We start from the raw sequence: 12467 nt of genomic DNA on the forward strand, positions 1-12467 counted from the left end.
GAGAGTCATAAAAAAGACGACCAATGAGTGAAAATTTTTTTGATTAATTTTAACAACGAGTGCAACTGTCTGATTTTATTTCACAATCAATAGGGTTGCCATATTGATCAAGCTCTAAAGTACAGCACCCTTCGAACAGTTTACGAAGTTCCATACGACCTTTTTGGACTCGAGATTTCAATGTTGAATAACTCACGCCAACCTTTTGGGCCAACAGCTTTTGGCTTTCACCTTTTAGATCTACGGCATCTAGCAACTGCGCCTGCTCACTAGGTAACGCTTCAACAAAAGGCTGAATACATGTTGCCATTTGTTGCTCTAGCGAAGCCTCTTCTTCTGCAAACCATAATTCGTCAGCTTGCAGAGCACCATCGCGCTGCTGTTTTGCCCGTTTACGGTAAAAATCAATAATAGTGCGATTTGCTAACTGAAATAACCAAGATTTGATGCTCTCTGCTTCTTTTACTGTTGAGAGACTTTGATAAGTTTTAATCAATATCTCTTGCAGCAAATCATCCACATCGTCAGGGTTACTGACCTTAGATTGGAGAAAAGCCTTAAGTGCCTGCTGATATTTAGCCCAAACCGACTCTAGAGTTAAAGGAGGATTAACAACGTTCATCGCTACAACATTCGGCTTGCAAGAATTCAATTACACCCGCTAAGCATTGATATTCAGCAACACAAAACAAAGTGCGACCTTCGCGGCGTTGACTAAGAAGCCCCGCCGACGCCAAACTCGAGATGTGATGTGAAAGCGTTGAACCTGGAATAGCTAGCTGCTCTTGAATCGAACCGACTGCAATGCCTTGATAACCCGCTTTAACCACACTCTTATAAATAGATAAGCGTGTCGGATGACCCAACTCTTTTAACGCTTTGGCGACAACTTCTAGTTCCATGCTGATCTCACTACAAATGATATATTTCCAGAGTAATGGAAATATATATCACATGCAACATAACCGAAGAACCCGTCGACTTTCTAGAGCGCGTTAACCTTTCATCCACGAAAGGAATAGCGCGACAAAACTAAAACAAGCCATTCACCACAAGGGTTAAGAAAATGCCTACAATAAAACTTGGTGAATGAAAACGACGCGCATTTCCCTTGTAGTACTCTCTAGTTAACTCTTCTTGATAAGTTTTCGTTGCTAAGTCTTTTACATATCCATTTTGCATAATTTGCTCTCCTTGCGTTAATTCAGGATAAGCATAAAACCTCAAGTATGATTGAGGTCAAAGATAAAGTGATGTTTTTACAAAATAAATAATAAGGAATGAATATCATCAAAATAGTCGACGCCCCCGAGCTTTGCTTCGCTCATTGCATCGACTCAATACTTCTTGTTTTTGCTGCTTAGTTAACTTCGTCCAGCTTAGTATTTCTTCTAATGTCCGATGACATCCCAGACAGACATCGTTCTCATCTAGGCAGCAGTTTCGTACGCACGGACACTTTATAACGTCACTATTGTTCTCAAAACTCAATACGTGCTCCACGCAGTTCACTTCTTATCAATGAGTTTAGACTCTGCTCGCATTGAGTGAAGGATAAGTACCTAACACCTCCCACTAGCAACAATCCGAACTTTCTATCTAATTGAAAAGTATAAGCTCTCTTATTTATTTCGAGATTTATCGAAATATTTATTGATCTCAACTGTTTTAATTCTATAATTCGAGAAAAGTAGAAATGAATTTGGAGTCTAACACTATGAGCAATGAACTCATGAATATGGCTAGCGAAGCAATCAACATGTTCGCTTTTTTAGCCACTGAGCTAATCATCTTGTTTCTGGCCATCAGCTATATTGTTGGCGTATTGCAGGAATTCCTAACACCCGAAAAGATCCAATCGATCCTTAGCTCTCGCAATGGAAAAGGTTATGTTGTTGCCGCTCTATTGGGTGCGATCACTCCATTTTGTTCTTGCTCAACAATCCCTTTTTTAAAGGGCCTACTAAGAGCTAGAGCTGGATTTGGTCCGATGATGGTGTTCCTATTTGGTAGCCCACTGCTAAACCCTGTGATTATCGGCTTATTCATCGTCACATTTGGCTGGAAAGTTGCGCTGTTTTACTTCTTGATCGCCATGACAGTATCGGTTGTTGCTGGTTATGCGCTAGAAAAACTTGGATTTGAAAAATACGTAAAACCAGAAGCCTATCAAGCCGCTGACAGCGCGAGTTGCAAAACGAGTTGTGGGGACAGCAAGCCTGAGCCTAAAAAAGCTAACTCATGTGGAACAAAAGCAGGATGTAGCGAGCCTACGCCTGTAATGACAACACAGAGCTCTTGCTGCAATACAAAAGAAGAGCCAAAAGTAGAAGTTAGCTGCTGCGGTTCAAACGGCGCTGCCACTGCCACTCTTGTTGAAACGACAGAGCCAAGCCGCTGGGTAAAAATTTGGCACTCAACATGGAAAGACTTTAAACAAGTATTCCCTTATCTGATGTTGGGTATCGCAATCGGTTCGTTTATTTACGGCTTCATCCCCACAGAGCTTATTGCTGAGAATGCCGGTGCGGGCAAGTGGTACGCAATTCCTGTTGCTGCCGTGATCGGTATTCCTCTCTACATTCGAGCGGAAGCTGTGATTCCACTTAGCGCGGCACTGGTCCAAAAAGGAATGGCGCTAGGTTCGGTGATGGCGTTAATTATTGGTAGCGCCGGTGCAAGCTTAACGGAAGTAATCTTACTTAAGTCGATTTTCAAAAATCAAATGATTGCCGCCTTCTTGACTGTCATCTTAGGGATGGCCATTGGTGCAGGCTTCTTGTATAGCTTTATCTTTGGCTAAACATACTGAATGCAAAGTTCTTGTCCCAAGGGCTTTGCATTGCAATTTATTACCGTACCGTAATAGTGATTCACGATTCCAAATATTATCAAATAGAGGTGAATAATCGATAATGCTCTCCTAGTCATTCATTACATTTGGAGACCATTATGGCGAATGGATTTACAAGAGATGGTGGCGTTCAAGATCAAATCGATGCCACTGTTATTGATGCAATTAACCGCGCTCGTGCAAACCTTATCCATGAGCATAACGACACTGAATACTGTTTGGAATGTGGCGAGCCGATTCCCCTAGCTCGTCGAACCATCCTTCCTGGCGTAGAGCTTTGTATCGAGTGCCAAGAGAAGGAAGATGCGCGAGAAAGAAAGTTTAGTGCCTATAATCGCCGAGCCAGTAAAGATAGTCAGCTACGATAACCAAAGATGGCGAAGTTCAATCGCTTCGCCATTTCTATTCACCCCACCCATACCCTCGTACACACCTATTGGTGTAACGATGGCAATCAAAGCCATTGAGGAGAAACTAAGTCATCTCACTCGGAAAAACTCAAACAAAAGTTAACCAAAATCAATCTTGCTATTTATTTCACTCATCGAGGTAATTAGGTGGCCTACACTTGTTTAAAACGTCGTTAGCGAAAGCAAGGAGCTGCTCATGATTACTGTCCACCGCAACTATCAATTACAAGATGCCAATCACTTCCACGCCCACGTAGAAATAAACCCGATAGGCCAATTAGACGTGGATATCATTGAGAATAAACAGCACCATCAAGCAGAGTTTGAAGAGCTAAAATTTGAGAAAACAAGCAAGCATACTCGTCTATGTGCGACTCATGGCAAACAGCGTTGGCAGGTCGCACTCGATGATAAAGATGCGAAAGAATTAGACCGTCTTATTAGAGAAGCGAATGAAGAATTTGAAACGCTTATGCGCGACCTATAAGTCAAAACATCAGAGTGTGTAGATAAATTCTACGCACTCTGAACTTTCAGATGATTATTTATGTGCTGGTACTGGCAGCATAGTAAAAACGCGATCGCTAATTTTATCGAACTTAGGCACTAATAAATAAACAGCGCAGATAAACAGAATCGAACCCACCAAATCGATTGGTCGATGCATACCTAGCCACAAGCGACTGTATGCCACGCCAAGCGCCCAGATCCCCACTAATGCCGCTAAGCCATATTGCTTTTCCTGAACAAACAAACCACCAAAAAATGCTAGGCAAATCGCTGCAAAGATCGTGTGGCCTGAAGGGAATGAATAATCTTTTTCCCCCTGCCAATGACGAGTTCGCCAGTTGCTCACTTGCTCTGAAATCTGATCGATCACATCGGCTTGTTGAACTGCATTTAGCTTATAAAAATGATCTGGCTGAGGGATCAGCAGTTGATGAGAAAGCAATTCTGTATACGGGCGTGGGCTCTCCGTCATATGCTTCAAACCCGTTTTGGCGGCAAAACCAATCACTAAAATCACGCCCAATTGAACAAGCTTCGCAAAGAACGTTTTCGGAGAATCCACCAACTTCCAGCTTACCGCTAGCAAAATAGCTAAAGTGATAAGGAAGCCTTTAGATCCCGCAGAATCGGTCAACGCTGTAATAAATAAACCGGTAGTGAAAGAGACGTCACTCAATAAATCAATGTGACTCACCAACAATGACATTGGCGCAACCACTAATAAAAAGATGACCAATAAACCTAAGCCATATTGCTTATTCGATAGATATTCTTTCACGTTTGCTTCACTACAGCCTGTTTCAACATAAGGCTTATTAGACGCTCAAAGATTGGCTTTTTTATCAACTTCATGTCAATTCGGTGAAAGTTCCTCGACACATTTTGTACAAATCATCTCCAAGGTATCGTTTGGAATAAATTACTAATACATCCTAAAACTATCTTACATTTACATGCCCAGAAAAGAAGTGATTAACAGGACCATAGCCTTGGCCAATACTGAGCTCATCGGCATGCGATATCGCTTGAGCAATGTATTGCTTCCCTAAATACACCGCTTTATGAAGACGATTACCCTGAGCAAGATAAGAAGCAATCGCCGATGAAAGTGTACAACCAGTTCCGTGCGTATTTGGGGTATCAATGCGTTTTGCTCGAAGCAATTCACTCCTGTCACGCTCAATAAGAAGATCATTGCTGCTAGTGTCACTCTCTAAGTGGCCGCCTTTTAACAATACAGCTTGCGCTCCTAAAGCGCGAAGCGGTTCGATCATGGAACCCATTTCCTCTTCTGTTTTTGGTACTGAACATGAAATCAAGGCAGCCGCCTCAGGCAAGTTAGGAGTAATTAAATCAGCCAGAGGTAACAGCTCACGTTTTAATACATCAATTGCGCGATGCTTGAGGAGTAAATCACCACTAGTCGCGATCATAACCGGGTCAACCACGAGATATTCAGGACGATATTGACGAATCTTCTTCGCGACCATATTGATGATCTCAACATCGGCAAGCATACCGACTTTGACAGCCGCGACATTGAGATCTGAAAAAACAGCATCTAATTGAGTTTCAACATGCTCAACCGGAATTGGATGAATAGCAGACACACCGAGCGTGTTTTGCGAAGTTATCGCGGTAATGACTGAGCAAGCGTAACTGCCCGTTGCTGAAATGGTTTTAATATCCGCTTGGATACCTGCCCCTCCACCACTATCAGAGCCGGCAATGGTAAGAACGATGGGAGTTGTGTCTTGTGAATGTGGCATAGATGCTCCTATTACAAGACGTACAGGAACTCTCGACCACGAAAGGTTATCTATCGAAGGCAAGTGCGCAAAGCCTGATTCATTATAAAGCGAACATTACGAAGGCTGGCGCAAATAGTTCCCTACGTCAGTGTTAACTGAATCAGGTTCAACGGGTCTCGCACTGCGATCTCAGCCATTTCCACAATCCGTGGTCTGGCTCCCCGACTATTTCCCGCAAATGATAGCAGTATTACTCAGTTCAATACATCTACATTTTCTTTCTCTTCTATACCCTGCCACTCATTGAATATCCCAATTTCCTCGCGTATTTACCAAATTACGACCATAACCTATAGTAAATAAGTTCATCTAAAACGCAGGAGCGATCTAATGAGCCAGGAGGAATTGCTCTCTCGCCTAAACGAGCTACCCCGAATACAACAATTATTGCAAGAGTTACTTGATATGGTGACTCAAGACGATGTGAACTTCGATGAGCTCTCGAAGAAAATAGCGACCGATCAGGTTCTCAGCGCCCGACTACTTAGAATGGCTAACTCTGCATATTTTGGCGGAAACAGAACCATCTCTTCCGTGAACGAAGCGTTAATTCGTGTCGGGACAGCGCCCGTTCGAACTCTTGTCGTAGCTTCCGTATTGTCGAGTGCTTTCCCAAAAATCAAAACGCTCAATATGAGCGCTTATTGGGAAGAAACGTTCGAGGTTTCTATTATCGCAAGCAAAATTGCTGACGAAACAGACATGGACCAAAATGAAACCTTCACCACAGGCGTGTTGCATAATATTGGCGAACTAATGATTCACGCATTGGTACCGGATGAGGCCAAAATCATTGCTCAGCGAGCAGAAGCGGGGGAAAACCCAATCGCAGTCCAGGAAGAGATTTTGGATATCACAGCCCCAACTTTGGGTGCTAAGCTGGCGAAAAGCTGGAAGTTTCCAGATGAGATGGTCGATGCGATTGCCAATTTTGATGAACCTCGTGATGCAGAGCTTTCACCGAAAATGGCCACTGCACTCCACTTTGCTCGCTCTATTCACAGAGACTGGGACAAGCTACAGAGTGATGAATCTAAAGGGCGTTATATCGCAGAACACCCAGACGCGCGTTTACTCCACATCTCTAGCACCTTTTTTACGACGGTTAATCGATATAGAGGTGAAGGCAAACAGCTCGCGCACCAGCTTCACGCGGCCTAAATTTATGGGGATAACACCCCATACGCCCATCACTATCAAAACTCGCAGTTATCACATAAACTAAACATCATTATTAATTGTTATGCGATTTTTGTATGCTCAACCCTGCCTGGATGAAAACGTTCATCACTCTGATCGACACCAAACATTTTACTAAAACCGCTGATCGCCTTTTTATGACACAGCCTGGTGTGAGCCAACATATAAAAAAGTTAGAGCAAGCTTGTGGGCATGCATTGATAGAAAGGCACAACAAGAGTTTTGAAATTACAGAAGCGGGGAAAACCGTTTATGACTACGCTAAGCAACTGGATATACGCCAATCTGAAATGCTTGAATCACTCAATCAAGATGATCCGCACTCTGGCAAAATATCGCTCTCTTGCTCTGGCTCTCTAGCCTTACTTTTGTACCCAAACCTGCTTAATTTACAATGTAAATATCCAACTTTGGTCCCTCATGTCGAAGCCGCACCACATCATAAAATTCTTGCGGATATTATTTCTGGGGAAACCGATTTAGGTATTGTGACTCAAGCCATCACGGACCCACGAGTAGAGTCGGAGAAGCTGGGTTATGAGCCACTCTGCTTAATGTTGCCTAAACAAGAAGCAGGCACGGCATTGAATCTAGAAAAGTTAAAGCAAATTGGTTTGATTGCCCATCCAGACGTCGAACATTACTTATCAATTTACCTATCACAGTGTGGAGAAAAACCATTAGCAGGGATTAGTATCCATCAGTTACCGGTGAGTGGCTACGTCAACCAATTAAGTCAAATCCTATTGCCTGTTGCACAAGGGCTTGGTTTCACTGTTTTACCCAAAAGTGCTTTGGATACTTTTGCACACAAAGACCAAATTGCAATGTACCAACCTCAAAATGAAGTGATTGAAACTCTCTATTTACTCACAAAACGCTACAGACAAATTCCGGCGCGATTTAAAACCATTAAGCAATTATTGAATCAGCAACTCAACGTAAGCTAGAAAGCAAAAAGGAGCCAAATTAGGCTCCTTTTTCTCTGTTTTTGCACTTTTATGCTTCTAGAACATCTTCACCAGACATTTCTGAGATGAGTAGTAGATCAGCTTCATCGAGCTTCATACCTAAAACTGGTAAACCGTGTTGAACAACCCAGCAGCCTAAAAATAAGAATACACCTAATGCAAATAAACCTAGTGGTAACATAGCCAAACCTCCTCCATGGTTATCAGACAAAGTATCGATAACGAAAAGATGCGACTATTTAAAGAGGGGAAAAGCAAAAGGCCTTTGAAAATACTTAATTCTTATACGTTTTTGATGGCACTCTTAGCGGTTTGGACGCTAAGCCCTGTGTCTCTCTGCGTTCAGTTTGTTCGTATTCACTCTGGGAGTTTACTCAGTCTCTACACCTTCAAGTTATGTGGGATACCCTTTTAATATAGTTATACCGTACATATGAAGCAACTATATTTAGTGCTTAATTGTCTAAAGATCACAAATTTTATGCCTTTGAGCGCATAATTATCCTCAAACAATCTGTAGAACTAAAAAAATGGGGCACAACGCCCCATTCTTTCCATGCTGACTTTTCCCTGTCTAGCTATGCTGCGGTTTCAAATTGTTTTCCTTACCAATCTCTAAATAATCAAACACCTTGCGTATAAACGGCGCACCAACTTTTGAGCCGCCATTACCATGCTCAATCACAACCGTCGCAACATATTTTGGGTCTTTACAAGGCGCAAACGCTGTAAAAAGCCCGTGATCCAACAAATGTCGGCTAAGCTCTTTCGAATTGTAGACTTGGTCTTTTTTCAAACCAAAAACTTGAGCTGTACCTGATTTACCACCACTGCAATAATCAGCACCGCGAAATGCACGGCGTCCTGAACCTCGACGTCCAGTATTGACTAATTGCATTGCATTGTTAGCGATATCCCAGTTTGCTTTTGAAACCCCTTCAATCTCTTGCTCGACCTCAGGAGCGACTGACGTTGCGCTCTCAAATGCTTGTCCATGAGGCAGTGTCGCTTTAAGTAAATGTGGTGCAATAACATGACCGTGATTCACCAGAACCGAAGTCGCTTTAGCGATTTGCAAGGGAGTTGCCGTCCAGTAGCCTTGGCCTATACCGATTGGCACTGTGTCACCTTTGTACCAAGGTTGTCGATAGCGAGATTCTTTCCACTCACGAGTCGGCATATTCGCACTGGTCTCTTCGGGAATATCGATACCGGTTAAGTGACCAAATCCAAACATTCGCATCCAACTAGATAAGCGATCAATGCCTAAGTCATAGGCAATTTGATAGAAGAACGAATCGACAGACTCTTCAATCGCAATTGATACATCAACAGGCCCATGTCCCCAGCGCTTCCAATCTCGCCACGCTTTAGAATTCGCTGCGGAACCAGGGATCTGCCATCGACCATGATCGTCTCGAACAGTGTTCTTTGAAATAACCCCTTCACTTAACCCAGCGACGGCAACAAAAGGCTTCACCGTAGAGGCGGGAGGATAAACGCCTAAAGTCGCTCGATTGACCAACGGATGAGACGGATCATTTAATAACTTCTTGTACGCCTTACTCGAAATCCCCTCGACAAACGGGTTCGGGTCGTAGCTAGGGCTCGATGCAATGGCAAGTATACTGTTGTCTTTTGGATCGAGAACGACCGCACTGCCCTCTCGTTGATTGAGTTGTTGGTAGACAAATTGCTGCAACTTAATATCAATATTTAATATCAAATCTTTGCCCGCAACTGGGGGAACATATTCCAAGGTACGAATTACGCGTCCACGACTATTAACTTCAACTTCTTCATAGCCTTGAGTACCGTGGAGCGTTTTCTCGTAGTATCGCTCAATACCCAACTTGCCGATATTGCGAGTAGCGCGATAGTTAGCCAGCTCTCCGCTCTCCTTTAACTGTCGAACATCTCTATCGTTAATATGAGAAACGTAGCCTAAAACGTGAGTTAACACTTCACCAAATGGATAATCCCGCTTTAATTCCACATCAATTGAGAAGCCAGGAAGCTCGTATTGATGAACAGAGAATCGCGCGACTTGTCGCTCTGTGAGTCCGCTCTTGACCACCACTGGCTTAAAGCGCTTAGCCTGGTGAGCTAATATCTTTTTCTTATCAGCGTCAGACAATGGAAAAGCATGCTCTAGCTTTTCTATTGCACCGGAAAGATCTGTCACCTTCTCCGGGATCATCTGCAAAACATAAACTGGAATATTATTCGCCAAGAGTACGCCGTTGCGATCGTAAATTAAGCCACGTGTAGGGGCGATAGGAAGGACTTGAATCCGATTGCCATTCGCACGAGTTTTATAGTAATCGAACTCTTGAACTTCAAGCTTATAGAGGTTTGCAATGAGTGCACCAAACAAAATGATCATACCGATAAAGGCGGCAATCGCTCGATTGCGGAACAGTTTGCTTTCGTGTTGGTGATTTCTAAATTCTTTGGTTTGTTGACTTAGTTTCATGGGACAAAGGTATCGCCGATAGGATAGGCAACCTTTGACGATAGTTACATTTGGTTACAATTACCGTCACAGTAACAATATCGCTTTGGTTTTATGTGCGAGCAATGTTAACAACGAAAAAAAGCCCCAAGAAATACTCCTTGAGGCTAAATAGCAACGTCTTGCTAAGCGCCAATCACTCCGCCATCTTCACGAGTAATCGCCATGATGGTTGAACGAGGTTTGCTGCTCCCTCCTGCCGGGAAGTGTGAAGGGGCACCTCTTTCTCCTGGGTGCTGAACACCAACAAACATAGTCTTGTAGTCAGGTGAGAACGTTAGGCCAGTGATCTCACACGCGATAGGCCCCGTTAAGAAGCGACGAACTTCGCCCGTCATTGGGTCACCACACAACATCTGGTTGTTACCTTGGCCAGCGAAGTCACCACTGTTTGAGTACTTGCCATCGGTTTGAATCCATAGACGCCCTGCTTTATCAAAGCCAATGCCATCTGGGCTATTGAACATGTTGTCTGGCGTGATGTTATCGCTTCCCGCGTACGGTGTGCCTTTATGTACCACTGGGTTGCCTGCGATTAGGTAAAGATCCCACTCGAACTCAGCTTTAGTATGATCACCTGCCTTCGGTAACCAACGAACAATCTGACCATAGTTGTTCTTCGCTCTTGGATTTGGTCCGCCTACAGGCTGGCCTTCTTTGACGCCGCGATTTTTATTATTCGTTAGTGTACAGAAGACATGTTGATTGTCTGGATGTACAGCAACCCACTCAGGGCGATCCATCGTTGTCGCGCCCACTTGAGTCGCAGCGCGGCGAGCAAAGATCATCACCTCAGCCTGATCTTTAAAGCCATTTTCCTTCGTTAATCCATTTTTACCATACGTGAGTTCTAGCCACTCACCGCTGCCTTTGAGCTCTTTGTCATCCATGTTGAATTTGGCGACATAAAGTGTGCCCTCTGCCAATAGGTTGCGGTTTGCAGCGTCGTTATTTGGCTGGTACTTATTCTTAGACACAAATTTATATAGATGCTCACCGCGTTCATCATCGCCGAGGTAAACAACAACGTGGCCGTCATCATTAATCAGCAATGCAGCATTCTCATGCTTGAACCTTCCCAAAGCAGTGCGTTTAAGAGGTGTCGAAGTCGGATCATTCGGGTCAATTTCGACCACCCAACCAAAACGGTGTGGCTCATTAGGATGTTTCGCCACATCAAAACGTTCGTCAGTATCATGCCATTGATACTTACTCGTTTTCGCCTTCACGCCGTAGCGAGCATGGTCGTCACTTAAATCTGCGCTACCACTTGTGCCAAAGTAACCGTTGAAGTTCTCTTCACAAGTTAGATAAGTGCCCCATGGTGTTTGACCATTTGCACAGTTATTAAATGTACCCAGTGGCTTCATACCAGATGGATCAAGTTTGGTTTTCAGTAGTTCGTGGCCAGCCGCTGGGCCAGTCATTTGCATTGGCGTATTTGCTGTTATACGACGATTGCGTTGGCCACTTTTATCTAATGTCCACTCGCCATTTTTCTTAACGACTTCAAACACTGTTACACCGTGCGCAGCTTGAGCTTTCAGAACATCATCAGCGGTCATCGATTTTCCGCCGTGATCGAACAGGTATTCGTAATTGGTGTACTCATTATTCACCGCAATCACAGCGCGATCTTGGCTAATCTCAAACAAACTCATGCCATCGGTATTGTCACCAAATTGGCGGAGTTGCGCGGCTGAGCCTTGCTTGCCACTTTGGTCAAATTCTGGCGCATCATTAAAGATTGGATCACCCCAAGAAAGCAGAGGTGAAGCTTTATATCCTTTTGGTACGATAAACGCGTCTTCGGTTGATATTGGCACCGCTTCAAAATTAAGTAGCGAACTGCTGTTATCTGCAGCGAACGCTTTTGCGATAGGGTTAAGCGATAAAAAAGAACTCGCGCTGATTGCTGCGGTTCCAACCAAGAAACGACGACGAGACAGTCGCGCTTCAATCATTTGACTAAACTGTGAATCTTGCTCATCACGCTTCCACATTGCTAACTCCTATTTGGTTTTTTGTTAGTAGCGGGCAGATGATAGAAAGTGAAAATGACAGATGAATTAACTTATTATTTCTATTGAGTTAAGGCCAGATGGCATTTTCACTTCACTTACATGACGGGCTCATGAAAGTGAGCTACAGTTCAATTTTAGTAAACAAGGTATGCCGTACATACAAAAAAATGTG

The 12467-nt window shown here is 43.6% G+C and carries 14 protein-coding genes and 1 riboswitch; of the genes, 5 read left to right on the forward strand and 9 right to left on the reverse strand.

Features of this window, described 5'->3' with window-relative positions:
• Positions 1 to 49 precede the first annotated feature (49 nt).
• The 4 genes from sigZ to GVO60_RS02375 all read right to left on the reverse strand — a co-directional run bounded on the left by sigZ (position 50) and on the right by GVO60_RS02375 (position 1512).
• On the reverse strand, positions 50 to 622 hold the full coding sequence (gene sigZ, locus GVO60_RS02365; protein ID WP_159650993.1) for an RNA polymerase sigma factor SigZ: 573 nt from the start codon (positions 620 to 622) through the stop codon (positions 50 to 52).
• A complete protein-coding gene (locus GVO60_RS02370) occupies positions 609 to 902 on the reverse strand; it encodes an ArsR/SmtB family transcription factor (RefSeq protein WP_159650994.1) in 294 nt (97 codons plus the stop codon). The genes sigZ and GVO60_RS02370 overlap by 14 nt, the downstream gene beginning before the upstream one ends.
• A 130-nt stretch (positions 903 to 1032) precedes the next feature.
• Positions 1033 to 1182 carry a hypothetical protein gene (locus tag GVO60_RS22385; protein WP_167522321.1) on the reverse strand — a complete coding sequence of 50 codons (150 nt, stop codon included), beginning with the start codon at positions 1180 to 1182 and terminating at the stop codon, positions 1033 to 1035.
• 108 nt (positions 1183 to 1290) lie between these two features.
• Complete coding sequence (locus GVO60_RS02375) at positions 1291 to 1512, reverse strand: DUF1289 domain-containing protein (protein ID WP_307761762.1); 222 nt, start codon at positions 1510 to 1512, stop codon at positions 1291 to 1293.
• Positions 1513 to 1717: 205 nt separating this feature from the next.
• On the opposite strand from GVO60_RS02375, the gene GVO60_RS02380 reads away from it, so the two are divergent.
• From GVO60_RS02380 to GVO60_RS02390, 3 genes are all read left to right on the forward strand, one after another.
• The gene (locus GVO60_RS02380) at positions 1718 to 2803 is read left to right on the forward strand and encodes a permease (RefSeq protein WP_159650996.1); all 1086 of its coding nucleotides are present in this window, start codon (positions 1718 to 1720) and stop codon (positions 2801 to 2803) included.
• 149 nt (positions 2804 to 2952) lie between these two features.
• Positions 2953 to 3222, forward strand: coding sequence for a DksA/TraR family C4-type zinc finger protein (locus GVO60_RS02385; protein ID WP_159650997.1), 270 nt, complete (start codon positions 2953 to 2955; stop codon positions 3220 to 3222).
• A 238-nt stretch (positions 3223 to 3460) separates the two neighbouring features.
• Complete coding sequence (locus GVO60_RS02390) at positions 3461 to 3751, forward strand: hypothetical protein (protein ID WP_159650998.1); 291 nt, start codon at positions 3461 to 3463, stop codon at positions 3749 to 3751.
• A 54-nt stretch (positions 3752 to 3805) separates the two neighbouring features.
• Here GVO60_RS02390 and GVO60_RS02395 read toward each other — a convergent pair whose 3' ends face one another.
• Together GVO60_RS02395 and thiD are read right to left on the reverse strand one after the other, a co-directional pair.
• On the reverse strand, positions 3806 to 4552 hold the full coding sequence (locus tag GVO60_RS02395; protein WP_159650999.1) for a phosphatase PAP2 family protein: 747 nt from the start codon (positions 4550 to 4552) through the stop codon (positions 3806 to 3808).
• 160 nt (positions 4553 to 4712) lie between these two features.
• Positions 4713 to 5543 (reverse strand): bifunctional hydroxymethylpyrimidine kinase/phosphomethylpyrimidine kinase, encoded by an 831-nt coding sequence (thiD, locus tag GVO60_RS02400; protein ID WP_159651000.1) that lies wholly within the window; start codon positions 5541 to 5543, stop codon positions 4713 to 4715.
• Between the two features lie 102 nt (positions 5544 to 5645).
• Positions 5646 to 5759: riboswitch (TPP riboswitch) on the reverse strand.
• 156 nt (positions 5760 to 5915) lie between these two features.
• On the opposite strand from thiD, the gene GVO60_RS02405 reads away from it, so the two are divergent.
• On the forward strand, positions 5916 to 6746 hold the full coding sequence (locus tag GVO60_RS02405; protein WP_159651001.1) for an HDOD domain-containing protein: 831 nt from the start codon (positions 5916 to 5918) through the stop codon (positions 6744 to 6746).
• Between the two features lie 95 nt (positions 6747 to 6841).
• Positions 6842 to 7735 carry a LysR family transcriptional regulator gene (locus GVO60_RS02410; protein ID WP_159651002.1) on the forward strand — a complete coding sequence of 298 codons (894 nt, stop codon included), beginning with the start codon at positions 6842 to 6844 and terminating at the stop codon, positions 7733 to 7735.
• A gap of 49 nt (positions 7736 to 7784) precedes the next feature.
• Here GVO60_RS02410 and GVO60_RS22390 read toward each other — a convergent pair whose 3' ends face one another.
• The 3 genes from GVO60_RS22390 to GVO60_RS02420 all read right to left on the reverse strand — a co-directional run bounded on the left by GVO60_RS22390 (position 7785) and on the right by GVO60_RS02420 (position 12274).
• A complete protein-coding gene (locus GVO60_RS22390) occupies positions 7785 to 7937 on the reverse strand; it encodes a hypothetical protein (protein WP_167522322.1) in 153 nt (50 codons plus the stop codon).
• Between the two features lie 393 nt (positions 7938 to 8330).
• Entirely contained in the window at positions 8331 to 10232 is a 1902-nt protein-coding gene (gene mrdA / locus GVO60_RS02415) for a penicillin-binding protein 2 (protein WP_159651003.1), read from the reverse strand.
• Positions 10233 to 10396: 164 nt separating this feature from the next.
• Positions 10397 to 12274 carry a PhoX family protein gene (locus tag GVO60_RS02420; protein ID WP_159651004.1) on the reverse strand — a complete coding sequence of 626 codons (1878 nt, stop codon included), beginning with the start codon at positions 12272 to 12274 and terminating at the stop codon, positions 10397 to 10399.
• Positions 12275 to 12467: the final 193 nt, after the last annotated feature.

The organism is Vibrio atypicus (assembly GCF_009811315.1).
Lineage (GTDB): Bacteria > Pseudomonadota > Gammaproteobacteria > Enterobacterales > Vibrionaceae > Vibrio > Vibrio atypicus.